We start from the raw sequence: 23,011 nt of genomic DNA on the forward strand, positions 1-23,011 counted from the left end.
CGGGGGAAACAACTTGCCCATGAAACGCTCCTTAGATCAGAGCGTTGCTACGACCGTATGACTTTGCCCCGGAACGAAGGCCGGAAGTCCGCAAATGAACCGCGGCACGCCACGGATACCCCCGCCCGGGCCGGTTCAGTGCCGCTGCTAGGGTGTACCCCTGCGGCCGTCCCCTTCCGGACGGCGCATCAAATGGGGGATTTGAGAACACAATGTTGACTCCGCAAGCGGCCATCACGTCCGTTTTCCGTAACTACGCCACCCTGTCCGGGCGGGCGCCGCGCAGCGAGTTCTGGTGGTTCACGCTGTTCCAGTTTGTGCTCTTCACCGTCGTGATGGTGCTCGGCGCTCTCGGCATCGGGAACTCGCCCGAGCCCGACACGATGCCCCCGTCGGTGGGCATCGCCGTCGGTGTCGTCCTGGTCCTGGGACTGGCCTTCGTCATCCCGAGCATCACGCTCTACGTGCGCCGCCTGCACGATGCCGACTTCTCCGGCTGGTTCTACTTCCTCGCCTGCATCCCGTACCTCGGCGTCATCGTGATGGTGGTCTTCGCACTGCTGCCCAGCCAGCCGGCCGGCGCCCGCTTCGACGCCGTGGAAAACACCCCCAGCGCCATGCCGGCCTGGAACCCGAGCAAGACGCTCTCCTAAGCCAGGGACTCGCATGACAATTCTGCAAAAGGCCGTCACCCCGCAGCTGAGCCACGCCTATCTCACCGCCGGCTGGGACCGGGTGTCCGGGTTTGTGGTCGAGGCGGCGACCGTCGCGTTCGCGACCACGCCTGCCCAGCTCTTCGACGTGCACGCCCTGGGCTTTCCGGGTTCGCCGTTCTCCCCTGACGACCCGTACGTCGACGTGATCCGGTTTCCGGCGCGGGCGAGCCTGCGGCTGGAAAACGCGGTCGGCGGCGTCGACCAGGCCACGCGGGCGCTCACCGGCGGCCCCTTCGTGGACCGGCCGCCGTTCACCGGCACAGGTTTTGCCCCGGTCGCCGGTCATATCGTGCCGGTCTGGTGGATGCGGCACACCCGGCTGGTGCCCGACACCCACCTGGTGCGGGTGTTCGCCGACGGCAGCTCCACCGAGCTGGCCGTGTTCCCCAACATCGCCGACGGCTGGATGGTGGACGGCGCATCCGTGGGCCGCTCGACCCCGTTCTCGCGCTACATCGGCACCCTGGCCGAATGGAACGGCGTGCACCTGACCGCCGACGTGATCGACCAGGGCCGCCGTATCGTGCTGGCCACGCACTCGCAGCCCACCGACGAACGTTTCGTGCGCACCGGCCGCGGCATGTGGAAGTACGAGATCCCGTTCGATGAGGCCCAGGGTGTGCTCGAGCTCGACATGGAGGCGAACTGGAACGGCCTGAACCTGCGGATCGTCGACGAGTTCGCCGACACGGATGGCACCAAGCTCTTCCGTGGCTCCTACGTCGACCACAACGCGGACCTCGCCGAGGGGCTGCGGCTCGCCAAGGTGGATGCCGGGGTCTACGAGATCACGGTGCCCGCCGCCAGCGTGCTCGACATCCGCACCTCCCAGCTGTCCCAGTCATCCTGGGCTGAGTAGCCCGCCCGATCGGAGCCGACCGACCGCACAGCCCGCGCCCGAGCGACAGCGCTAGAGTCGCCCCATGGATGACGACGACTACGACGGCCGCCCGGTGGGCTTCATGGGCAAGCTCCGAAACTTCAAGGGGCTCACCTGGGTGCTGATCCTCTCCCTGGTCGCCATCACGGTCGGCGCAACGACGCTGCTGTTCCTCTTTCAGTAAGGCCCGTGGCCACCGGTACCCTAAGTGTGGGGGTGCAAGGCCTCTGTCGGCCTGCGCCGACTTCTTGAAGCCGACGAAAGAGACCCCATGCTGACACCCGCCGCGGCGATTGCCTCCGTGTTCCGTAAGTACGCCGACTTCACCGGCCGGGCTCCGCGCAGCGAGTACTGGTGGTTCGGGCTGCTTCTCTGGGTCGTGTTCGGGGCGCTGTCGCTGATGCAGCTGATCCCGACCGGCATCGACCGGAACGGGTACCCCTCGCACAACTTCGAGGTCGTCTTCATGCTGCTGGCCCCGATCATCGCGATCGGCGTGCTGCTGCCCAGCCTCGCGGTGCTCGTGCGCCGGTTGCACGACGCCAACTTCTCCGGCTGGTTCGCGCTTCTGGGCCTGATCCCGGGCGTGGGAGCCGTCATCCTGCTGGTCTTCACGTTGATGCCCAGCAACGCCGCCGGTGCCCGGTTCGACGTGACCCGGCAGCCGAAGGCCCCCGGACTCTCCTTCCAGGGCTCGGGCCTGCGCTAACCCCCTGCCGGGACGCGGATGCGGGATGATCTCCCTATCGAGCGGGACCATCCGGTAGACGAAAGCGGTGCGCGCATGATCAACGGAGACGTCTCCTTCTGGTGGAACCAGATCGGCCGCCCGGCCCCGCGTGCACCGCTGCCCGGCTCCACCCGCGCCGACGTGTGCATCGTGGGCGCCGGCTACACCGGCCTGTGGGCCGCGTACTACCTCAAGAAGGCCGCCCCACAGCTGCGCATCGTGATCCTGGAGCAACGTTTCGCCGGCTACGGCGCCTCCGGCCGCAACGGCGGCTGGCTCACCAACTCGGTCACCGGCGGGCGCGAGCAGTACCTGCGGAGCCACGGCCGGGAGGCCGCCGCTGACTTCCAGACCGCCATGAACGACACCGTCGACGAGGTGATCAGGGTCGCGGCCCTCGAGGGCATCGACGCCGACATCGCCAAGGGCGGCGAGTTCACCGTCGCCTACGACCGGCCGCAGCAGCGGCGGCTCGAGGCCGCGGTGCGCGCCGAGCAGGCCTGGCCGCACACAGATGTCGACCTGCTCAGCGCCGCCGACGCCGCCGGGCGCATCAACGTCGCCGGCAGCACCGGGGCGATGTGGCACCCGCACTGCGCGCGCATCCAGCCGGCCAAGCTGGTGGCCGGGCTCACCCGCGCCGTCCTGGCGCTGGGCGTGGAGATCTACGACGACACCCGGGTGAGCGAGATCACCCCGCACACCGCCCGCACCCCGCACGGTACCGTGCAGGCCGAGTTCATCGTGCGCGCCACCGAAGGCTTCACCGCCGGGCTGGCCGGCCTGCACCGGGCCTGGCTGCCGATGAACTCCTCGCTGATCGTGACCGAACCGCTGGGCGCCGCCGTGTGGGCCGGCATCGGCTGGGACGACCGGGCCACCCTGGGCGACATGGCGCACGCGTACATGTACGCGCAGCGCACCAGGGATGACCGCATCGCCATCGGCGGCCGCGGGGTGCCGTACCGGTTCGGCTCGCAAACCGACTCCGACGGCCAGACCCCGGCGAGCACCGTGGAGCAGCTCACCGGCATCCTGCACAGGTTCTTCCCCGGCACGGCGGATGCGGCCATCGCGCACGCCTGGAGTGGCGTGCTGGGTGTTCCCCGCGACTGGGCCGCGACGGTGGGCCTCGACCCGCAGACCGGTCTGGCCTGGGCGGGCGGTTACGTGGGCACCGGGGTGGCCACGACCAACCTGGCCGGCCGCACGCTCACCGACCTCATCCTCGGCCGGGAGAGTGCGCTGACAGCGCTGCCCTGGGTGAACCACCGGGTGCGCAACTGGGAGCCAGAGCCGCTGCGCTGGCTGGCCGTGACCGCCCTGTACCAGGCCTACACACGCGCCGACCGGGCCGAGCTCACCCGTCGCCGCAGCACCTCACCCCTGGCGACCCTGGCCGACAGGGTCTCCGGCCGCGGCCACTAGCCCGGCGCGCCCGCGCGTCCGCCCGCACCGGACCCTCGATTCGGTCGCCGTCCTGTGGTGTACTCATGGCATGAGCGTTGACGAGCAGAGTGTGACCGAGGCCTACCGGCTGGCCACCATCGCCGCGGCGTCGGCCGCGGTGACGGTGCGGGCAGCGGAACCGCGGGACCTCGACGGCATCATCGGCATCTTCGAACGCACCTGGGGGGTGGGCCGCAGCCCCGACCGGGCGATGCTGCTTGCGCTCGACTTCGCGGGGAACACGGTGCTGCTGGCCGCCCAGAACGGCAAGCCGGTCGGCGCCACGCTCGGGTTCCTGGGCTGGACCGACGGGGTGCACCTGCACTCGCACATGGCCGCGGTGGTGCCGTGGCACCGCGGCGGCGGCGTGGGCTACGCCCTCAAACTCTTTCAGCGTGCGCTGTGCCTCGAGCAGGGCATCACCGAGATGCGCTGGACCTTCGACCCGCTGATCCGCCGCAACGCGCACTTCAACCTGGTCAAGCTCGGGGCCGAGGTGACCGGGTTCCTACCTGACTTCTACGGCCGGCTCGACGACGTCATCTCGGGAAGCGACCGCAGCGACAGGTTTCAGGTGCGCTGGAGCCTGGACTCCCCGCGGGTGCTGCGCGCGCTCGCCGGGGGACCCGCCCGGGACTGGACCGCCGTGACCAGCTGGCCGCTCGATGTGGATTTCGAGCAGTTGCGGGCCGACGACCCTGTCGGCGCCGCCCGCCGCCGGGAGGAATCCAGGCTGGTCTTCGCCGAGGCGCTCGCCCGCAATCTCCGGCCGGAGCTGACGGCGGACAACGACTACGTCTTCACCAGCGACGCTCTCGGTTAGGAGTCCGGCCTTCTCCGCTCAGGACCGCGGCGTCACTGGCCGAGGTCGACGCCCGAGTCGAGGTCCTGCGGCGTCCGGCCGGTGATCCGGCGCTCGAACCAGTACAGGAGTTCGGGGCGCAGCCGGTTGAGCTCGGTGAGTGTCATCGGGTCCGGCACCCGCACCACGGGGGCGCCCAGCTCGTCGGCGACGGTATCCATGGCGCCGCGGGAGTAGAACTGTCCGCGCATCCGCACCAGGAGCTGACCGTCGGCGCCGGTCACGAAAAGCTGCGGGTGGGTGTCGATGGCGCCGCTCTGGTAGAGCTCGAGCACCACGACGCTGGCGACCTGCTCCACCGGAAAACTCGTCACCTGGCCGAAAAAGCCCCGTTCGGAGACGCCGGTGTCGTCCACCCAGACGCAGGTGCGCAGAAAACCGACGATGCCCACGGTGGCCCCGAGCATCACCAACAGCTGCACGATGAGGACCGGCATCCACTCACCGAGGGGGATGGTGAGCCAGTAGAGCACGGCAAAAACCGGCGCGAAGAAGGCCAGGATCGACAGGGTCGTCTGACGGAGCAAATGCCCGTGCGGTCGCAGCACTTGCGCACGCAAGGCCGTACCCGTGATTTTGCCCACCCTCGTGTCCCCTCCCCCCGGTGTAGTACCGAGTATGCCCCATGCCCGGGCAACCTAGTAGACACCGTTCGGGGGCCACTGCGTGGCACGACAGGCCGAAGACCCGCAGGCGACCGGGGCCGCCCAGTCGTCGTAGAGTGACACAGTGAACTCGCGGGCGATGACGGGGCCGGGCCTGGGCCGGCCGAAATTCCGCCTGCACCCCGCCCAAACGGTGGCCGCGGGCTTCGCCCTCACCATCCTGCTCGGGGCCGGACTTCTCTCGCTGCCGATCGCCAAGGTCGGCCCCGGCGGCGCGTCGTTCGCGGAGGCGATCTTCACCGCCACCTCCGCGGTCTGCGTGACCGGGCTCACCGTGGTCGACACGGCCACCTTCTGGACCCCGTTCGGACAGGTGGTGATCCTGCTCCTCATCCAGATCGGCGGGTTCGGTGTGATGACCTTCGCGTCGGTGATCGGCCTGGCCGTGGTGCGACGGCTGTCGTTGCGCTCCCGCGTCACCGCCGCATCCGAGGTGCGCAGTGTGGGCCTCGAGGACGTCAAGGGTCTCGTGCTCGGTGTGGTCACCATCTCGCTGATCGTGGAAGGTGTCGTGGCGGTGCTGCTCAGCCTGCGGTTTCTGTTCGGCTACGGCGAGCCGGTCGGCCAGGCCATCTGGTTCGGCGTGTTCCACTCGGTGTCATCGTTCAACAACGCCGGCTTCGCGCTGTTCAGCGACAACCTGATCGGCTACGCCGTCGACCCGTTCATCTGCCTGCCGATCGCGGCCGCCGTGATCCTGGGCGGGCTGGGCTTCCCGGTCATCGTGCAACTGCGAAAGCACCTGCGGTCGCCGCTGCTGTGGACCATGAACACCCGCATCGTACTCGCCGGTACCGTCACCCTGCTGGTGGCCGGCACGGTGTACATCACCGCCGTCGAGTGGTCCAACCCAGCCACGCTCGGCCCGATGGACTGGCCGGCGAAGATCCTGGTCGGCTTCTTCCAGTCGGTGCAGACCCGCACCGCCGGCTTCAACAGCGTCGACATCGGGGCGATGGACTCCGCCAGCCTGCTCGGCATGGATGTGCTGATGTTCATCGGCGGCGGGCCGGCCGGCACCGCCGGCGGCATCAAGATCACCACCTTCGCGGTGCTGTACTTCATTCTCGTCGCCGAGATCCGCGGTGACGGGGTGGTGAACGTGTTCGGCAAGCGGCTGTCCAGGGCCGTGCACCGACAGGCCATCTCGGTGGTGCTCCTGGCCGTGTTCGTGGTCGTCGCGTCGACGGCCGTGCTGATGGTTCTCACCGACCTCACCCTCGACGTGCTGCTGTTCGAGGCGGTCTCGGCGTTCGGCACCGTCGGGCTGTCCACCGGCATCACCGCGAGCCTGCCGCCGGCCGGTCAGGTCATCCTGATCCTGCTGATGTTCATCGGCCGGCTCGGCCCGATCACCTTCGCCTCCGCCCTCGCCCTGCGCGAGCACCCCGTCACGTACGAACTCCCGAAGGAGAGGCCCATCATTGGCTAAATTCAGGTCGTCATCGTTTTCACTGTTCGGCCAGCGGCAGACCGCCCGCCTGAACGAGGAGTCCTCCGTGGTGGTCATCGGCCTCGGCCGGTTCGGCAGCGCCCTCGCACTGGAGCTGATGGCCAGCGGCACCGAGGTGCTCGGCATCGACGGCGACGAGGAGATCGTGCAGGCGCACAACCGGCTGCTCACCCACGTGGTGCGGGCAGACTCCACCAAGGAAGAGACCCTACGGCAACTGTCGGTGCCGGAGTTCAGCAGCGTCGTGGTCGCCATCGGCAGCGACATCCAGGCGAACATCCTCACGGCGTCGCTGCTGATCAAGCTGGGCATCCCCAACATCTGGGCCAAGGCGGTGAGCGAACCGCACGGCGAGATCCTGCGCCAGCTGGGCGTCAAGCACGTGATCTCCCCGGAGAAGGACATGGGCAAACGCGTCGCTCACCTGGTGCGCGGGGTGATGCAGGACTACATCGACATCGGTGAGGACTTCGCCCTGGTCAAGACCGCCCCGCCCCAGGAGATCCTCGGCAAACCGCTGAGCGAGACCAAGGTGCGCACGGTGCACGGGGTCACGGTCACCGCGTTCTACCGGGCCGGCCAGGGGTGGAGCTACGCCACCATGGAGACCGTGGTTCTCGACGGCGACATCATCCTGGTCGCCGGTCAGACCGAGCGCGTCGAGTCGTTCAGTCGGCTGCCGTGACGGGCCCCGTCGAGTTCCTCACCGGCGCTGCCCTGGGCACCCGGGTGGTGGTGCGCACCCGCATCGCCGACGGCTACACGGATGCCCTCGGCTACCTGCGCTCCTGCGACACCACGCACTGCACCGTGGAGACCAAACGCGGCACAGTGTCGCTGGCGCTCGCCGAGGTCGTCGCCGCCAAAGAGGTACCGCCGCCCCCGCAGCCTCGCCCCCGCCGTCACGTCGGCGACTAGTTCTACGCGCCGCCCGGTGCCCTGCCCACGGCGTTGGTTGAGCTTGTCGAAACCTGGGGACGTGCTTGTGGGTCGCGCCCGCCTCGCTGGTTGAGCTTGTCGAAACCCGGTGACGTGCCTGCGAGAGAGTCAGCGCGTTTCCGAGTTCGTCTCGCGGGGTCTCGACAAGCTCGACCAACGGACCGGGCTCGACCACGGACCGGGCTCGACCAACGGACGGGGCGCTACCAGCGGAAGGGTCGCGATCAGCGGACGGGTCGCTGTCCGCAGGCTGGCTGCCCCTCAGCCGGGCGGCAGGGCCCCGGCCCGGCGCCGCAATGCCGCGCGCAGCCGCTCGTCGCCGGTCAGCTCCACGGCCCGGGCGTACGCGGCACGGGCATCCGCCACCCGACCGGCCTCGGCGCACAGGTGCGCCCGGGTGGCCCAGAACGGCTGAAACGACGCCGTGTCCGGGCGGTCGCGGGCCAGCGCATCCAGCACGCCGAGCCCGGCAGCCGGCCCGTCGACCTCGCCGGTGACCGCGGCCAGTGCCACCCGGGCGCCCGCGGTGGGGGAGACCCGCACCAGTGCGGTGTGCAGGATCTTCAGTGTGGCCCAGTCCGTGACACCGGAGCGGGCCCGGTCGCAGTGCGCCGACTGGATGGCCGCCTCCAGCTGGAACCGGCCGATCCGGCCCAGCGGCTGGGCGCGCCGCAGGTAGCGCTCCCCGCGCTCGATGAGGGTGGTGTCCCACAGCGCCGGGTCCTGGTCGTCGAGCGCGACGAGCTCACCCGAGCTGGTTGTCCGGGCCGGCAGCCTGGCGATCGAGAGCGCGAGCAGGGCGGCCAGGCCGAGTACCTCCGGCTCGTCGGGCAACAGTGCGGCGAGGGTCTCGGCCAGGTACAGCGCTTCGCCGGCCAACGAATCCGGCGCGGCACGGGCATCCGGATCGGCGCTGGCCCAGTCGATGGCGTAGGCGCCGTAGACGGCCTCGAGCACCGGGGGCAACCGTTGGGGCAGCTCGGTGAGCGACGGCAGCACGAACGGGATGCGCGTGGCGCGGATGCGCCGCTTGGCCCGCACCAGCCGCTGCGCCATGGTCTGCTCCGGAACGGCGTAGGCGGCGGCGATGTCGGCCGCGGTCAGGCCCAGCACGGTGTGCAGCATCAGAGGGGTGCGGATGCCCGGGTCGATCGCCGGGTGGGCGCACACGCAGAGCAGCTCGATGCGCTTGTCGGGAATCGCCTCGGCGTCGAGGGAGTCAAGCACGTCGAGCCCTACGGTGCCGGAGCCCCCGTCCCATGCGTCCGGTCCGATGGACGCCGTTCCGGTGCCTCGGCCGCCGTCCCGGGCGGCGCCGTCGAGCGGGTCCTCGGCCAGCGGAGCCCGCAGCCGCACCGCCGCTGACTTCCACAGGTCCCTGAGCCGGTTGCGTGCCACGGTGAGCAACCATCCCTCCGGATTGTCGGGAACACCATCGCGCGGCCAGGTGATCAGCGCGCGCTCGAAGGCATCGGAGAGGGCGTCTTCGGCGGCCGCGATGTCGCCGGTGGGCGCGGCCAGCACGGCGATCAGGCGCCCGTAGGAGGCGCGGGCGGCCAGTTCCGCCCGCGCCCGGGCGGTCACGCTACCTGGTGCCATTCGCCGTCGGTGAACACGATCGCCGACGGGCGCACCTCGATGGCGCCGTACTGGGCGGCGGGGCACTTCCCGGCCCAGTCGAGAGCGGCGTCGAGGTCGGGCACGTTGATCACGAAGGTGCCGTTGAGGCGTTCCTTGGTGTCGGCGAACGGGCCATCCTGAATCTGCAGGGCGCCTTCCCGCAACGACACCGTCGTCGAGGCCGACACGGGCTGCAGGATGTCGGCGGACACGAGCACCCCTGCTGCGTCGAGGGCCTTGCCGTAAGCGTCGAACGCCGCCCGGCCCCATTCCATGTCCTCTTCGGTGATCCCGGCGTCCCCGGACTCCTGGCTGATGACGAGAAGTGAATACTGCATGATCTGTCCTTTCACGCGTAACGGATACTGACACTCCTATGACGACTGAACCAGTCCGAAATAGACATCCGCGCCGCAACCGTGCCACAACTGTTGCCCGGGCGGACAATTGCGCCCGGCGCACCGGGACCATTTGTCCGCTTCGGCAACAGTTGGCGCGCGGGATGCCCGCGGGCGCAGGCGCGGGTCAGGCGGGCAGCGCGGGCGGGTCGTCGTGGCCGACCCGGCCCACGAGCAGCAGGCCGCCGACCGCGAGCAGCGCCGAGAGCGTGAAGGAGGCCGTGTAGGTGGCGGTGCCGCCCAGCGGCGCGAAGGCCACGAACACCACGGCCGTGGCTGCCAGGGCCAGCGCCGCGCCGATGGAGTCGGCGATCAGCAGCGCGGAGGAGTTGAAGCCCTGCTGCTCCGGCGCCGACAGCCGCAGCACCCGGCCGCTCTGCCGCGGAAAGAGGGTGCCCATGCCCGCCCCGGCGACGGCCCAGCCGGCGATCGCGACCACGGGCGCCAAGCCCAGCGCGCTGGTCACGGCCGACCCGGTGATCGCGATCAGCAGCAGCACGCTGCCCAGCAGCATGCTGCCCGCATCGCTCAGCACCGTGGCGTAACGTCCCTGCAGCCAGGACGCCAGAGCCCAGGTGACGCCGGCGCCGCTGAGCGCCAGCCCGGCCAGCACGGGGGAGAGCCGGTACTCGCCGGTGAGCAACGCCGGCAGGTACACCTCGGTGGAGAGAAACGCCCCCGAGACCAACCCGCGGATCGTCATCACCACGGGCAGTCCACGCCGACCGCTGAGCGTGCCGGCCGGCAGCAGTGGACGCAGGGCCACCCCGGCCAGCACAAAGGCGGCGCCGGTGCCGATCCACAGCAGGGCGCCCGGCAGCTGCGCCGCCATCGACGCGCAGAGCACCGCCGCCGCCGCACCGAGCGACCACAGCGTGCGCGACAGCCGCCACGGCTCCCGACCGCCAACCGGCCGCTCCCGCTCCGCCGCCGCGATCGACGCCAGCCCTGGCCGCAGCATCCCCATCGCCGCCACCACCAGCACCACCACGCCGAGGAACACCCACCGCCAACTGGTGTACTCGGCCACCAGGCCCGCGATGAACGGCCCGATCAACGACGGCACCACCCAGGCACCGGCGAAGGCGCCGAAGATCGCCGGATGCATCCGCTGCGGGTACACCCGCGCCACCACCACGTACAGCGACACGCTCAGCGCCCCACCGCCGAGGCCGTGCACCAGGCGTCCCACGATGAGGGCGGGCATGGATGCGGCGGTGCCGGCGATGACCAGGCCCACCACGAACAGCACCACCGCGGTCAGCACCACGGGCACCGGCCCGGAGCGGTCCGCCCAGTTGCCCGCTGCGACCATGCCCACCACGCCCACGGCGAGCGGACCGGAGAACGCCAGCGCGTACAACGCGTCGCCGTCAAGCGCCGCACTGATGATGGGCATCACCGTGGTCACGGCCAGCGCCTCGAACGCGGCCAGGAAGATCAGCGCGAGGATCCCGACGGTGACCCAGACGTACTCCCGCCCGAAGATCGAGGCCGGGCGCAACGGGACCGAGGGCGAGGTGGGGAGGGGCACGAGAGCGATAGTAGGACCTCAAGCGCTCTTGAGGTCAACCTGACCGGCCCGCAACAACTGTTGCCCGTGCGGACAATTGCACCCGGCGTACCGGGACCATTTGTCCGCATCGGTAACAGTAGGGCGTTAAAAGCGGAAACGCCCACTCGAAAGCGGGCGTTTCACTGGCGGAGAATGGGGGATTCGAACCCCCGAGGGCTTTCACCCAACACGCTTTCCAAGCGTGCGCCATAGGCCACTAGGCGAATTCTCCTAAGCCGGCCGATTCGTGAAGACAACGACCAGGGAAAATCTTACCTGCTTCCGGAGCCCCCGAGTGACACGTCCCACAACCGCCGGTTTTGGGCGTGGGGCCCAGACGCCCTAAACTGGCAACGGCTCCTCGCGTGGCGCTATCTCAGCCAACTCCCCCAGGACGGAAACGTAGCAAGGGTAACTGGGCTCTGGTGGGTGCGCGAGGAGTTTTACTTTGCCCGGATGCGAACCGGAAAGCGTAGCCCTATCGCCGGCAAACAGGGGGGACCAACGTCCCTCCTGGCCAGGAAACCACGCTCCTAGACTTGAACAGCGCCACTGGCGCCCATAGAGCACCTGGAGTCCGTGATGGTCCATTCGTCCCACGCCACCTCATTCACCTGGCCCAGCCGCCTGCCGCACGCGTTGAGCGCCGAAGCTCTCGCCAGCGTCGACGCGTGGTGGCGAGCCGCGAACTATCTCTCGGTCGGGCAGATCTATCTGCTCGACAACCCGCTGCTGCGGGAGCCGCTCCAGAAAGAGCACATCAAGCCGCGGCTGCTCGGCCACTGGGGTACCACCCCCGGCCTGAACTTCCTCTACGCGCACCTGAACCGGGTCATCCGCGAACGCGCGATCAGCACCCTCTACATCACCGGCCCCGGCCACGGCGGGCCCGGCATGGTCGCCAACGCCTACCTGGACGGCACCTACTCCGAGATCTACTCCGGCATCGACCAGTCCGAAGACGGCATCAAGGGCCTGTTCCGCCAGTTCTCCTTTCCCGGCGGCATCCCCAGCCACGCCTCACCCGAGACCCCCGGCTCCATCCACGAGGGCGGCGAGCTCGGCTACGCGCTCAGCCACGCCTACGGCGCCGCGTTCGACAACCCCGACCTGCTCGTGGCCGCCGTCGTCGGCGACGGCGAGGCCGAGACTGGCCCGCTGGCCACCAGCTGGCACTCCAACAAGTTCGTCGACCCGTTGCAGGACGGCGTCGTGCTGCCGATCCTGCACCTCAACGGGTACAAGATCGCCAACCCCACCATCCTGGCCCGCATCCCCGAGAGCGAACTGCTCGAGCTGATGCGCGGCTACGGCCACAACCCGCACATCGTCTCCGGCGGTTTCGACGGCGAAGACCCCCTGGCCGTGCACCAGCGCATGGCGCAGACCATGGACGAGGTGCTCAACGAGATCGCCGCGATCAAGCGCGCCGCCCTCGCCGGCGACACCAACCGGCCGCGCTGGCCGATGATCATCCTGCGCACCCCCAAGGGCTGGACCTGCCCGCCCGTCATCGACGGCGTGCAGGTGGAGGACTCCTGGCGCTCGCACCAGGTGCCGCTGGTCAACGCCCGCGACACCCAGTCGCACACCGACGTGCTCGAATCCTGGCTCAAGTCCTACAAGCCCGAGGAGCTCTTCGACAAGGCCGGCGCCCCCGCCGCCAACATCAGCGCGCTCGCCCCGCACGGCGACCTGCGCATGAGCGCCAACCCGGTCGCCAACGGCGGGCTGCTGCGCCGCGAGCTCAAGCTGCCCAACTTCCGCGACTACGCGGTGGATGTGCCGACCCCCGGCGCCACCGTCGACGAGGCCACCAAGGTGCTCGGCATCTGGATGGCCGACGTCATCCGCGAGAACCCGGACAACTTCCGCATCTTCGGACCCGACGAGACCGCGTCCAACCGGCTCGCGCCATCCGTCTACGCCGCTACCGACAAGCAGTGGAACGGCGAATACCTGCCCGAAGACACCAACCTGGCCCGCGCCGGCCGGGTCATGGAGATGCTCAGCGAGCACCAGTGCCAGGGCTGGCTCGAGGGCTACCTGCTCACCGGCCGGCACGGTGTCTTCAACTGCTACGAAGCGTTCATCCACATCATCGACTCGATGTTCAACCAGCACGCCAAGTGGCTCAAGGTCACCCGGGAGATCCCGTGGCGCCGCTCCATCTCGAGCCTGAACTACCTGCTCTCCTCGCACGTCTGGCGCCAGGACCACAATGGTTTCAGTCACCAGGACCCCGGCTTCATCGACCACGTCGTGAACAAGAGCGCCGACGTCGTGCGGGTGTACCTGCCCTTCGACGCGAACACGCTGCTGTCGATCTACGACCACTGCCTGCGCAGCGTCGACTACGTCAACGTGGTCGTGGCCGGCAAGCAGCCGGCGCCGAACTGGCTCACCATGGACCAGGCCGTCGCGCACTGCGAGCGGGGCCTGGGCATCTTCGAGTGGGCCGGCACCGAAATCCCCGGCACCGAACCCGACGTGGTGCTCGCCGCCGCCGGCGAAGTGCCCACCCTCGAGGTGCTCGCCGCCGCCAAGATCCTGCGCGAGGCCATGCCCGACCTCAGCGTGCGCGTGGTCAACGTGGTCGACCTGATGCGCCTGCAGAGCGAGGACGACCACCCGCACGGCCTGAGCGACCGGGAGTTCGACGCATACTTCACCGCGAACAAGCCCATCGTGTTCGCGTACCACGGCTACCCGTGGCTGATCCACAGGCTCACCTACAAGCGCCACGGCCATGGCAACCTGCACGCCCGCGGGTACAAGGAGAACGGAACGACGACGACGCCGTTCGACATGGTCATGCTCAACGACCTCGACCGGTACCACCTGGTGATGGATGTCATCGACCGGGTGCCCGGACTCGGAGCCCGTGCCGGACTGCTTCGCCAGCAGATGCAGGATGCCCGTCTGCGTGCCCGGCAGTACACCCGCGATCACGGGGAAGACATTCCCGAAGTGACCGACTGGGTATGGGCTGGGAACGATGCCGCGGCAGCCGCTGCGCGCGCACTGGACACCACCGGCGGGGATAACGTATAACCGTGGCTCGAAGCATTTACATCACCTCCGCCGAGGGAAATACCGGCAAATCTACTATCGCACTCGGCGTTCTCGACACCCTGTTGCACTCCATCGAGCGGGTGGGCGTCTTCCGTCCCATCGCTCGTTCCAAGCACAAGCCCGACTATGTGCTCGAACTCCTGCTCAACCACCTGCAGGCCCGCAAGCCCGTCGGCGACCATCCCGTCGCCCAGCCGGCGCTCAGCTACGACGAGTGCGTCGGCGTCACCTACGACGACGTGCACGCCGACCCGGATGCCGCGCTCTCGCGCATCGTGGCCCGCTACAAGGCCGTCGAAGCGCAGTGTGACGCCGTCGTGGTCATCGGCAGCGACTTCACAGACGTCGGCAGCCCCACCGAACTGGCCTACAACGCCCGCATCGCCGCGAACCTCGGCGTGCCGGTGCTGCTCGTGCTCGCCGGCCGGGTGGCTTTCGGCCAGGGCGAGGGGCTCAACCAGAGCGACCAGCTCGGCCAGAGCGAACCGCGCACCAGCGACGACATCCGCCAGCTCACCGATGTGGCCCTGACCGAACTCGCGTCTGAGCACGTCTCGCTGCTCGGCGTCGTGGTCAACCGCGCCGACCCCGCCAACCTCAACGGCCTCATCGCCGCGGTGCGCGAGGGCGTCGACAACACCCCGGACGCCACGGATGCCCTGCACGCCGCCGTCGTGCCCGTCTGGGCCATCCCCGAAGACGCGTTCCTCGTGGCCCCCAGCATGAAGACCATCCTCGAAGCCACCCACGGCACCCTGGTGCAGGGCGACCCCGAGCTGCTCTCCCGCGAGGCGCTCAGCGTCGTCGTGGCCGCCATGTCGATGGTCAACGTGCTGCCCCGCCTCGCTGAGGGCGCCGTCGTCGTCATCCCCAGCGACCGCCCGGAGGTGCTGCTGGCCGCGCTGATGGCCAACTCCTCGGCCACCTTCCCGTCGCTGGCCGGCATCGTTCTCGTCGGCGGTTTCGCGCTGCCCGAGTCGATCGTTCAGCTCATGAAGGGCCTCGCCCCGTCGGTGCCGATCGTCCGCACCGACCTGGCCTCCTACGAGGCGGCGCTGCGCATCACGCACACCCGCGGCCGTCTGGCCGCCGACTCGCAGCGCAAGCACGACACCGCCCTGGCGCTGTTCGAGCAGCACGTCGACGGTGCCGCCCTGCTCGACCGGCTCAAGGTGAGCCGCGCCGACGTGGTCACCCCGCTGATGTTCGAGTACACCCTGCTGGAGCGCGCCAGGCAGAACCGCATGCGCATCGTGCTGCCCGAGGGCGACGACGACCGCGTGCTGCGCGCCGCCGCCACCCTGCTGGCCCGCGACGTGGCCGACCTGATCATCCTCGGCGAGGAGTTCGAGGTGCGCTCGCGCGCCATCGGCCTGGGCCTGGACATCGCCAAGGCGCAGGTCATCAGCCCGTTCGACGACGTGCTGCGGATGCGTTTCGCCGAGGAATACGCGCGCCTGCGCTCCCACAAGGGCGTCACCGTCGACCAGGCCCGCGACGTCGTCACCGACGTCTCGTACTTCGGCACCATGATGGTGCAGCTCGGCCTGGCCGACGGCATGGTCTCCGGCGCGTCACACACCACCGCGCACACCATCCGGCCCAGCTTCGAGATCATCAAGACCCGCCCCGGCGTGTCCGTGGTCTCGAGCGTGTTCCTGATGGCCCTGGCCGACCGGGTGCTCGTCTACGGCGACTGCGCGGTCAACCCCGACCCCACCGCAGCCCAGCTCGCCGACATCGCCATCTCGGCGTCGGAGACGGCCGTCGAGTTCGGCATCGAGCCGCGCATCGCGATGCTGTCGTACTCCACCGGTGGGTCCGGCAGCGGCGCGGATGTCGAGAAGGTTCGGGAGGCCACCGCCATCGTGCGTGAACGCCGCCCCGACCTCGCCGTCGAGGGTCCGATCCAGTACGACGCCGCCGCGGATGCCGCAGTGGCCGCCGCGAAGATGCCCGACTCTGCCGTTGCCGGCAAGGCGAACGTCTTCATCTTCCCCGACCTCAACACCGGCAACAACACCTACAAGGCGGTGCAGCGCAGTGCTGGCGCCGTGGCGATCGGCCCCGTCCTGCAGGGCCTGCGCAAACCCATCAACGACCTTTCCAGAGGAGCCCTCGTGCAGGACATCGTGAACACCGTGGCGATCACCGCCATCCAGGCCGCATCTCTCGCAGCGGTGGTGGCTGCAGTATGACCGCCATCCTCGTCATCAACTCAGGTTCGTCGTCGTTCAAGTACCAGCTGATCGACATCGACACCGAAACCGAACTGGCCGGCGGACTCGTCGAGCGCATCGGTGACGGCGTCGGCCACGCCCGCCACACCAACTCGGCCGCCGGCACGGGCAAGCAGGAGCAGAACCTGCCGATCCCCGACCACACCGCTGGCTTCGAGGTGATGATCGCGGCATTCGCCGAGCACGGTCCGCAGCTCGCCGATGCCAACCTCATCGCCGTGGGCCACCGCGTCGTGCAGGGTGGAGCCGTCTTCACCGGCCCCACCGTGATCGACGACGCCGTGCAGCAGCAGATCAGCGACCTCGCCGACCTCGCCCCGCTGCACAACCCGGCCCACGTGCAGGCCATCGTCGCCGCCCGCGTGAACTTCCCCGACGTGCCGCACGTGGCCGTCTTCGACACGTCGTTCCACCTCACCATGCCGCCGGCTGCGTACACCTACGCGATCGACCCGGCCCTCGCCGCGGAGCACAGCATCCGTCGCTACGGCTTCCACGGCACCTCGCACAAGTTCGTCTCAGAGGCCGCAGCCGAGTTCCTCGGCCGCCCGCTGACCGAGCTGAAGACCATCGTGCTGCACCTCGGCAACGGTGCGTCGGCCACCGCCGTCGATGGCGGCAAGTCGATCGACACCTCGATGGGCCTCACCCCGCTGCAGGGCCTCGTCATGGGCACCCGCTCCGGCGACATCGACCCCGCGGTGCTGTTCCACCTGCACCGCAAGGCCGGCCTGTCGATCGATGACCTCGACACCCTGCTGAACAAGAAGAGCGGAATGCTCGCCCTCACCGGCAACGGTGACATGCGCGACGTCGAAGACGCCGCCGTGGCCGGCGACGCCGTGGCCCAGGCCGCGCTCGACGTGTACTACCACCGCATCAAGGGCTACGTGGGCAACTACATGGCCCAGCTCGGCGGCCTCGACGTCATCGTCTTCACCGCCGGTGTCGGCGAGAACTCCGGCATCATCCGCGAGGGCGCCCTGCGCGGCCTCGAGGGTCTCGGCATCGAGATCGACCCGGCGAAGAACGACCCGTTCTCGCGCGTCGCCCGTGTCGTGTCGACGGATGCCTCCCGCGTCACCGTGCTCGTCATCCCCACCAACGAGGAGCTCGAGATCGCCCGCGAAACCCGCGCGGTCATCTAACACTCGGCATTCAGCCCTCGAATTACGAAAATCCCGCCTTCGTTTCCAGAACGAAGGCGGGATTTCTCACATCTCACCCTTGTTTCCCCCTGCCTGCGAGTTCCGCCCCTCCGCCGGTCGAGCTTGTCGAGACCTCGTGAGGTGCCTGCGGGTAGCGCCCCGCCGTTGGTCGAGCTCGTCGAGACCGCGCGACGTGTCCCCGGTCCGCGGACAAGGCCACCGGGTCTCGACAAGCTCGACCAGCGGGATGGTCACCCCCTGCAAACGACGCCGGGATGCCTGGGTGTCGGTGCGGGTAGAATTCCCGCGTGCGCACACTCCTGAACCTGATCTGGCTCGTCCTCTCCGGCTTCTGGCTGTTCCTGGGCTACGCCGCCGCCGGCATCGTGCTCTGCATCCTGATCATCACGATCCCCTGGGGAATCGCGTCGTTCCGCATCGCCGGCTACGCGCTCTGGCCATTCGGCCGCACCGTTGTCGCCAAGCCCTCGAGTGGGGCCTTCTCGTTTTTGGGCAACGTGATCTGGGTGATCCTGGCCGGCTGGTGGCTCGCCCTCGCCCACATCGTGTCGGGCATCGCGCTGTGCATCACCATCATCGGCATCCCGCTGGGCATCGCCGACTTCAAGATGGTGCCGATCTCGCTCGCGCCGCTCGGCAAGGAGATCGTGCCCACCGGCGCCGGCGCGTTCGACCACGCCGTCGCCCAGCGCACCGCGCCCTAACCGCGCCTCGCCGGTGCACCCGCGCCGATTTTCGTTCCTGCTCCGGATTTCGCGTGACATTTCACGCCGCGCAAGCGTCCTACTTATGGCGGCGCCCGCCAAACACGACGGGGCGCCGAGAGCCAAGGGGGATATGGACGTGGGAAAGCTCATCTCCGGCGCGACCGAGGTCGATTTCGACGACCGCGCGCTGGTGCACTTGCAAAGCGTCATCGGGTCGAAGCTCCGCCGCGGCGAGAGCTTCGCCCTCACCTGGGACGACCCCATGGCGGCCGGCGACGCCAGGTCCAGTCTCTGGCTGCATCCCAGTATCCCGCTGTATTTCAAGTTCAGCGGGAACGCGACCGGCGGACTCAATCCGGCCTGGATCGACCTACTCGCCACGTCGGCTGACAGTGGAGACGGGTTGCTGCTCAGCGGAGAGCCACTGGGTCAGGATGCCGGTCAGAGTCACACCGACTGAGGTTTCTTCACGCTCGGGCGTGACAGGTGCGGGGTTCGGACCGTCTAGGTAGTGACCCAGCATTTCGGGCGGCGGCCCGACAGGGACCGCCCGACACACCCGGTTCAGCCCCGGAACCGTCCTTCAAAGGAGAACACCATGACGTCAGCACCCAACGACCCGCGCCCAACCGACCCGCGCCTCACCGACCCGCACCCCACCGACCCGCGCCCCACCGCGCCCGGTCCACTGGCGTCCGGTCCCACCGAACCCGCCGCCCACCCGACGACATCGGGCAACACAATCCGCCAGGATGTCGTCGCCAAGCAGAAGAAGCAGTTCGGCGGTATGAAGTTCGGTACGGCCTTCTTCGGCTGGCTCACCGCCACCGGCGCGGCCGTGCTCCTCACCGCGCTGGTGGCCGGCGCCGGTGCGGCCGTCGGCCTCGGCAACCAGGCCGACCCCGCCCAGACCGCGGATGCCGCCGCCGAGAACGCGTCGACCGTCGGCCTGATCGGCGCGATCGCCCTGGCCGTCGTCGTCTTCGTGTCCTACTTCTGCGGGGGCTATGTCGCGGGCCGCATGGCGCGCTTCAGCGGCGCGAAGCAGGGTATCGCCGTGTGGCTGTGGGCACTCATCGTGGCCGTGGTGCTGGCCATTGTGGCCGCCATCGCGGGAAGCCAGTTCAACGTCCTCGCCAACCTCAACAGCTTCCCTCGCATCCCGATCCAGGAGGGCGACCTGGCCCTGGGCAGCATCCTCACGGCCGTCGGCATCGCCATCGTGAGCCTCGGCGGCGCTATCCTCGGCGGCCTCGCCGGCATGCGGTTCCACCGCAGGGTCGACAAGGCCGGCCTCGGCAAGTGACCGGCGCCCGCTCGCACTGAGCTGACTCGCCGACCCCGGCGAGACCGAAGGGCCCCGGTGACGCAGTCCCGGGGCCCTTCGGCCTGCCTCCGCACAAGCCTGCCATCACCCCGCGCGGACTACCGGCTCCCCGGTTAGGGTCGCACTGACCCGCGCCCCCACCTCGACAAGGAGCGACTCATGGCGACCGCGAACGAAGACCCCACCACCAAGTATTTCTCCGACGGCTTCCCCAAGCAGGAGCAGGACCAACCCGGGCTCACCGGGGCCACCGACCCTCGACCCGACCACGGCGAAAACACCTACCGGGGCAGCGGCAAGCTCACCGGCAAACGCGCCCTCATCACCGGCGGCGACTCCGGCATCGGCCGGGCCGTCGCCATCGCCTACGCCAGGGAGGGCGCCGACATCGCCATTTCCTACCTGCCGGAAGAGCAGCAGGATGCCGAGGAGACCGCCGAGTTGATCCGCGCCGCCGGCCGCACTGCCCTGCTGCTGCCCGGCGACATCCGCGAGGAAGGCCACTGCATCTCGATCGTGAACGAGACACTGACCACCCTGGGCGGACTGGACATCCTGGTGCTGAATGCCGCGTATCAGGAGAACCGCGACGGCCTGGAAAACCTGTCGACGAAGGAGTTCGACAGGGTCTTCAAGACCAATCTGTACGCCACGATGTGGATCGCGCGCGCTGCCATCCCGCACCTGGCTCCAGGCTCGTCGATCATTTCCACCTCGTCGATCCAGGCGTCGAGCCCGTCGCCGCAGCTCATCGACTACGCGATGACCAAGGCCGCCCTGGTGGCCTTCACCCAGGCGCTGGCACAACAGCTGGGGCCGGTCGGGGTGCGGGTCAACTCTGTTGCGCCCGGTCCGATCTGGACCCCGCTGATTCCGGCAACCTCCTGGCCGGACAAGCTGCCCAGCTTCGGGCAGGACACCCCGCTGGGCCGGGCCGGACAGCCGGCCGAACTGGCCGGCGCCTACGTGTTCCTGGCCTCGCCGGAGTCCTCGTACATCTCGGGCGCGGTTGTTCCCGTCACGGGTGGCCGCGGCTTCTAGTCGAAGAGCCGGCCGGGCTCAGGGCGTGAGTACCACCTTGATGCAGCCCTTCTCCTTCTTCTGGAACATCTCGTACATCTCCGGTGCCCGCTCCAGCGGCACCCGGTGCGTCATCAGGTCTTCCACACCGAGCGGGTCGGCCGGGTCTTCCACCAGCGGCATCAGCGTGTCCAACCAGCGGTGCACATTGCACTGGCCCATCCGCATGCTCACCTGCTTGTCGAACAGGGACCGCATCGGCACCGGATCGGCCACGCCGGCGTAGACGCCGCTGAGCGAGAGCGTGCCACCGCGGCGCACAGCGTCGACGGCGAGGTTCAGGGCGCCGAGGCGGTCGAGCCCGGCGGTGTCGAGCACCTTCTTCGCCACGGCGTCCGGCAGCAGCCCGACGGCGGCCTGGGCCAGGCCGGCGCCGGGCGAGCCGTGCGCTTCCAGGCCCACGGCGTCCACGATGGAGTCCGGGCCGCGGCCGTCGGTGGCGTCCCGCAACCGGTCGAGCACGTCGTCGGTGAGGTCGAGAACCTCCATGCCGTACCGCTCGGCCAGCAGCCGGCGCTCGGGCACCGGGTCAACGGCCACCACCCGGTGACCCAGGTACCGGCCGATCCGGCCGACGAACTGGCCCACCGGTCCGAGCCCGAGCACGCCGAGCACACCATCCTCCGGCAGGTCGGCGTAGGCCACGCCCTGCCACGCGGTGGGCAGGATGTCGGTGAGGTACAGGTAACGTTCGTCGGGCAGGTCGTGACCGACCTTGCGCGCGTTGAAGTCGGCCAGGGGCACGCGCAAGCGTTCCGCCTGGCCGCCCGGCACCGAGCCGTACAACTCGGTGTAGCCGTACAGCGCGGCCCCGGTGCCGTGGGCGTGGTTCTGGGTGGTTTCGCACTGGGTGGTCAGGCCGCGTCGGCACATGAAGCAGTCGCCGCAGGCGATCACGAAGGGAATGATCACCCTGTCGCCGGGCTTGAGACCGCGCACGGCGGCGCCCACGTCCTCGACAACCCCCATCGATTCGTGCCCGAGGACGTCGCCGGCCGCCAGGAACGGGCCCAGGACCTCATAGAGGTGCAGGTCCGACCCGCAGATGGCCGTCGAGGTGATCCGGATGACGGCATCCGTGGGCTGCTCAATGACAGGGTCGGGCACCTCCTCGACCGTGACGTTCCGCTTGCCCTGCCAGGTGAGGGCTCTCATTTTGTCTTCGGCGAGGCCTTCAACGGGCCATACGACACGTCCACCTCGGCCATCTCCATATCCGCGGTGGCCTGGATCAGTTCCATCAGCGCCGGATCCAATCCGGGAGCGAACTCCTCCATCCGTTCGGCGGCGATCACCGACGGCACACCCTCAGGCGCCTGCTCGTCGGCGACCAGGTCCGTACCGTCCTTGGAGGGGGACATCCCCTGGAAGATCTTGCCCGCCTCCGACTGGTCGGCGAGGTCAAAGGTGTACTGCTTGCTGTGCAGGCCCAGGTCGAGCAGCTTCTTCACCTCGGGGAACTTCTCGGCGTTGGTCTTCGGAATCGGCAGCAGGGTGTTCCAGTGCACACCCAGAGTCTCCAGCGCCTTGGCGTACGCGTTCTCGTGGGCCTGGTCCCGCACGATGAGGTACGCGATGGTGGAGCGCGCGGTCTTGTTCGCGGTCATCTCGTAGATCCGGCACTTCTGCAGCCGGCCGGTGGACTCCAGCATCAGGTTGTACAGCAGGTCGAGCACCAGATTGCCGGAGTTGTACACGTAGCTGCCGCTCCACGGGTTGCCCACGGCGTCAACCGGCAGCGCACCCTGGGCGCCCACCAGGTAGTGATGGATGTTGCTGTGGTCGAGGGCGATCTCCAGCGGGATCGCCCCGCCTGCGCCGGCCTTGTCCAGCGGGTCGGTGACCTTGCCCTGGTAGCGGGGCGAGCCGTCCACCAGCCGGGAGATGGTGGTACCGATCAGTTCGACGTGGCTGATCTCCTCGGTGCCGATGCCCTGAATCAGGTCGCGGTACGGCTTGGCCGCAGGCCCGCGGAAGTTCATCGACTGAAAGAGGTACTGCATCATGGTGCGCATCTCGCCGAACTGCCCGCCGAGGCCCTCCTGCAGCGCGTTGGCGGCTGCCGGATCCGGCTCGTCCTGGGCGATGTCGTGGATGAGTCGTTGCACGTGGAAATACATGATTGTCCTTTCCGGGGAGGGGGTGG

General features: G+C 69.0%; 22 protein-coding genes, 1 tRNA gene and 1 other RNA gene. 17 read left to right on the plus strand and 7 right to left on the minus strand.

Features of this window, described 5'->3' with window-relative positions:
* Positions 1-212 precede the first annotated feature (212 nt).
* The 6 genes from CXY76_RS00690 (at position 213) to CXY76_RS00710 (ending at position 4,598) form a co-directional block, all read left to right on the plus strand.
* Positions 213-653, plus strand: coding sequence for a DUF805 domain-containing protein (locus CXY76_RS00690; RefSeq protein ID WP_104162359.1), 441 nt, complete (start codon positions 213-215; stop codon positions 651-653).
* Between the two features lie 13 nt (positions 654-666).
* On the plus strand, positions 667-1,575 hold the full coding sequence (locus CXY76_RS00695) for a hypothetical protein (protein WP_104162360.1): 909 nt from the start codon (positions 667-669) through the stop codon (positions 1,573-1,575).
* Positions 1,576-1,639: 64 nt separating this feature from the next.
* Complete coding sequence (locus tag CXY76_RS19340) at positions 1,640-1,780, plus strand: hypothetical protein (protein WP_158253814.1); 141 nt, start codon at positions 1,640-1,642, stop codon at positions 1,778-1,780.
* Positions 1,781-1,867: 87 nt separating this feature from the next.
* Positions 1,868-2,305, plus strand: coding sequence for a DUF805 domain-containing protein (locus CXY76_RS00700; RefSeq protein ID WP_104162361.1), 438 nt, complete (start codon positions 1,868-1,870; stop codon positions 2,303-2,305).
* A 75-nt stretch (positions 2,306-2,380) separates the two neighbouring features.
* Positions 2,381-3,754, plus strand: coding sequence for an FAD-binding oxidoreductase (locus tag CXY76_RS00705; protein ID WP_104162362.1), 1,374 nt, complete (start codon positions 2,381-2,383; stop codon positions 3,752-3,754).
* A gap of 70 nt (positions 3,755-3,824) precedes the next feature.
* Positions 3,825-4,598 (plus strand): GNAT family N-acetyltransferase, encoded by a 774-nt coding sequence (locus CXY76_RS00710; RefSeq protein ID WP_104162363.1) that lies wholly within the window; start codon positions 3,825-3,827, stop codon positions 4,596-4,598.
* Positions 4,599-4,630: 32 nt separating this feature from the next.
* On the opposite strand, the gene CXY76_RS00715 is transcribed toward CXY76_RS00710, so the two are convergent.
* Positions 4,631-5,164, minus strand: coding sequence for a hypothetical protein (locus tag CXY76_RS00715; RefSeq protein WP_104162364.1), 534 nt, complete (start codon positions 5,162-5,164; stop codon positions 4,631-4,633).
* A gap of 217 nt (positions 5,165-5,381) precedes the next feature.
* On the opposite strand from CXY76_RS00715, the gene CXY76_RS00720 reads away from it, so the two are divergent.
* The 3 genes from CXY76_RS00720 to CXY76_RS00730 are packed head-to-tail and all read left to right on the plus strand — an operon-like array spanning position 5,382 to position 7,673.
* Positions 5,382-6,734: a TrkH family potassium uptake protein gene (locus tag CXY76_RS00720; RefSeq protein ID WP_104162365.1), complete on the plus strand. Its 1,353-nt coding sequence runs from the start codon at positions 5,382-5,384 to the stop codon at positions 6,732-6,734.
* Positions 6,727-7,440, plus strand: a complete 714-nt coding sequence (locus tag CXY76_RS00725; RefSeq protein ID WP_199190156.1) for a TrkA family potassium uptake protein — start codon at positions 6,727-6,729, stop codon at positions 7,438-7,440. Before CXY76_RS00720 ends, CXY76_RS00725 begins: the two co-directional genes overlap by 8 nt.
* A complete protein-coding gene (locus CXY76_RS00730) occupies positions 7,437-7,673 on the plus strand; it encodes a hypothetical protein (protein ID WP_104162366.1) in 237 nt (78 codons plus the stop codon). Before CXY76_RS00725 ends, CXY76_RS00730 begins: the two co-directional genes overlap by 4 nt.
* Positions 7,674-7,955: 282 nt before the next feature.
* Here CXY76_RS00730 and CXY76_RS00735 read toward each other — a convergent pair whose 3' ends face one another.
* The 4 genes from CXY76_RS00735 to CXY76_RS00750 form a co-directional block, all read right to left on the minus strand.
* Positions 7,956-9,293 (minus strand): RNA polymerase sigma factor, encoded by a 1,338-nt coding sequence (locus tag CXY76_RS00735; RefSeq protein ID WP_104162367.1) that lies wholly within the window; start codon positions 9,291-9,293, stop codon positions 7,956-7,958.
* Entirely contained in the window at positions 9,275-9,652 is a 378-nt protein-coding gene (locus tag CXY76_RS00740) for a YciI family protein (RefSeq protein WP_104162368.1), read from the minus strand. The genes CXY76_RS00735 and CXY76_RS00740 overlap by 19 nt, the downstream gene beginning before the upstream one ends.
* Positions 9,653-9,839: 187 nt before the next feature.
* Positions 9,840-11,246, minus strand: coding sequence for an MFS transporter (locus tag CXY76_RS00745; protein ID WP_104162369.1), 1,407 nt, complete (start codon positions 11,244-11,246; stop codon positions 9,840-9,842).
* A 165-nt stretch (positions 11,247-11,411) separates the two neighbouring features.
* Positions 11,412-11,499: transfer RNA gene (locus tag CXY76_RS00750), tRNA-Ser, on the minus strand.
* Positions 11,500-11,619: 120 nt separating this feature from the next.
* Here CXY76_RS00750 and ffs point away from each other — a divergent pair.
* The 8 genes from ffs (at position 11,620) to CXY76_RS00790 (ending at position 20,826) form a co-directional block, all read left to right on the plus strand.
* Positions 11,620-11,716, plus strand: an RNA gene (gene ffs / locus CXY76_RS00755) — signal recognition particle sRNA small type.
* Between the two features lie 133 nt (positions 11,717-11,849).
* Positions 11,850-14,321, plus strand: a complete 2,472-nt coding sequence (locus tag CXY76_RS00760) for a phosphoketolase (protein ID WP_104162370.1) — start codon at positions 11,850-11,852, stop codon at positions 14,319-14,321.
* Positions 14,322-14,323: 2 nt separating this feature from the next.
* Positions 14,324-16,540 (plus strand): phosphate acetyltransferase, encoded by a 2,217-nt coding sequence (gene pta, locus CXY76_RS00765; protein ID WP_104162371.1) that lies wholly within the window; start codon positions 14,324-14,326, stop codon positions 16,538-16,540.
* Positions 16,537-17,730 (plus strand): acetate/propionate family kinase, encoded by a 1,194-nt coding sequence (locus tag CXY76_RS00770; protein WP_104162372.1) that lies wholly within the window; start codon positions 16,537-16,539, stop codon positions 17,728-17,730. Before pta ends, CXY76_RS00770 begins: the two co-directional genes overlap by 4 nt.
* A 308-nt stretch (positions 17,731-18,038) precedes the next feature.
* Positions 18,039-18,455 carry a YccF domain-containing protein gene (locus CXY76_RS00775; protein WP_104162373.1) on the plus strand — a complete coding sequence of 139 codons (417 nt, stop codon included), beginning with the start codon at positions 18,039-18,041 and terminating at the stop codon, positions 18,453-18,455.
* A gap of 139 nt (positions 18,456-18,594) precedes the next feature.
* Entirely contained in the window at positions 18,595-18,918 is a 324-nt protein-coding gene (locus CXY76_RS00780; RefSeq protein WP_104162386.1) for an ATP-dependent DNA ligase, read from the plus strand.
* A 138-nt stretch (positions 18,919-19,056) separates the two neighbouring features.
* Positions 19,057-19,764, plus strand: a complete 708-nt coding sequence (locus CXY76_RS00785; protein ID WP_104162374.1) for a hypothetical protein — start codon at positions 19,057-19,059, stop codon at positions 19,762-19,764.
* Between the two features lie 180 nt (positions 19,765-19,944).
* The gene (locus CXY76_RS00790) at positions 19,945-20,826 is read left to right on the plus strand and encodes an SDR family oxidoreductase (RefSeq protein ID WP_104162375.1); all 882 of its coding nucleotides are present in this window, start codon (positions 19,945-19,947) and stop codon (positions 20,824-20,826) included.
* An 18-nt stretch (positions 20,827-20,844) separates the two neighbouring features.
* On the opposite strand, the gene CXY76_RS00795 is transcribed toward CXY76_RS00790, so the two are convergent.
* Both CXY76_RS00795 and CXY76_RS00800 read right to left on the minus strand, forming a co-directional pair.
* Positions 20,845-22,020: an alcohol dehydrogenase catalytic domain-containing protein gene (locus CXY76_RS00795; protein WP_104162376.1), complete on the minus strand. Its 1,176-nt coding sequence runs from the start codon at positions 22,018-22,020 to the stop codon at positions 20,845-20,847.
* On the minus strand, positions 22,017-22,985 hold the full coding sequence (locus CXY76_RS00800; RefSeq protein WP_104162377.1) for a manganese catalase family protein: 969 nt from the start codon (positions 22,983-22,985) through the stop codon (positions 22,017-22,019). The genes CXY76_RS00795 and CXY76_RS00800 overlap by 4 nt, the downstream gene beginning before the upstream one ends.
* Positions 22,986-23,011: the final 26 nt, after the last annotated feature.

Origin of the sequence: Cryobacterium sp. N22, assembly GCF_002929555.1 — a bacterium.
Classification (GTDB): domain Bacteria; phylum Actinomycetota; class Actinomycetes; order Actinomycetales; family Microbacteriaceae; genus Cryobacterium.

Excerpts from the sequence above, each read along its gene's own strand:
- CXY76_RS00690 (WP_104162359.1), top strand. The coding sequence starts at position 213 with ATGTTGACTCCGCAAGCGGCCATCACGTCCGTTTTCCGTAACTACGCC.
- CXY76_RS00695 (WP_104162360.1), top strand. The coding sequence starts at position 667 with ATGACAATTCTGCAAAAGGCCGTCACCCCGCAGCTGAGCCACGCCTAT.
- CXY76_RS19340 (WP_158253814.1), top strand. The coding sequence starts at position 1,640 with ATGGATGACGACGACTACGACGGCCGCCCGGTGGGCTTCATGGGCAAG.
- CXY76_RS00700 (WP_104162361.1), top strand. The coding sequence starts at position 1,868 with ATGCTGACACCCGCCGCGGCGATTGCCTCCGTGTTCCGTAAGTACGCC.
- CXY76_RS00705 (WP_104162362.1), top strand. The coding sequence starts at position 2,381 with ATGATCAACGGAGACGTCTCCTTCTGGTGGAACCAGATCGGCCGCCCG.
- CXY76_RS00710 (WP_104162363.1), top strand. The coding sequence starts at position 3,825 with ATGAGCGTTGACGAGCAGAGTGTGACCGAGGCCTACCGGCTGGCCACC.
- CXY76_RS00720 (WP_104162365.1), top strand. The coding sequence starts at position 5,382 with ATGACGGGGCCGGGCCTGGGCCGGCCGAAATTCCGCCTGCACCCCGCC.
- CXY76_RS00735 (WP_104162367.1), bottom strand. The coding sequence starts at position 9,293 with ATGGCACCAGGTAGCGTGACCGCCCGGGCGCGGGCGGAACTGGCCGCC.
- CXY76_RS00740 (WP_104162368.1), bottom strand. The coding sequence starts at position 9,652 with ATGCAGTATTCACTTCTCGTCATCAGCCAGGAGTCCGGGGACGCCGGG.
- CXY76_RS00760 (WP_104162370.1), top strand. The coding sequence starts at position 11,850 with ATGGTCCATTCGTCCCACGCCACCTCATTCACCTGGCCCAGCCGCCTG.
- CXY76_RS00770 (WP_104162372.1), top strand. The coding sequence starts at position 16,537 with ATGACCGCCATCCTCGTCATCAACTCAGGTTCGTCGTCGTTCAAGTAC.
- CXY76_RS00785 (WP_104162374.1), top strand. The coding sequence starts at position 19,057 with ATGACGTCAGCACCCAACGACCCGCGCCCAACCGACCCGCGCCTCACC.
- CXY76_RS00790 (WP_104162375.1), top strand. The coding sequence starts at position 19,945 with ATGGCGACCGCGAACGAAGACCCCACCACCAAGTATTTCTCCGACGGC.
- CXY76_RS00795 (WP_104162376.1), bottom strand. The coding sequence starts at position 22,020 with ATGAGAGCCCTCACCTGGCAGGGCAAGCGGAACGTCACGGTCGAGGAG.
- CXY76_RS00800 (WP_104162377.1), bottom strand. The coding sequence starts at position 22,985 with ATGTATTTCCACGTGCAACGACTCATCCACGACATCGCCCAGGACGAG.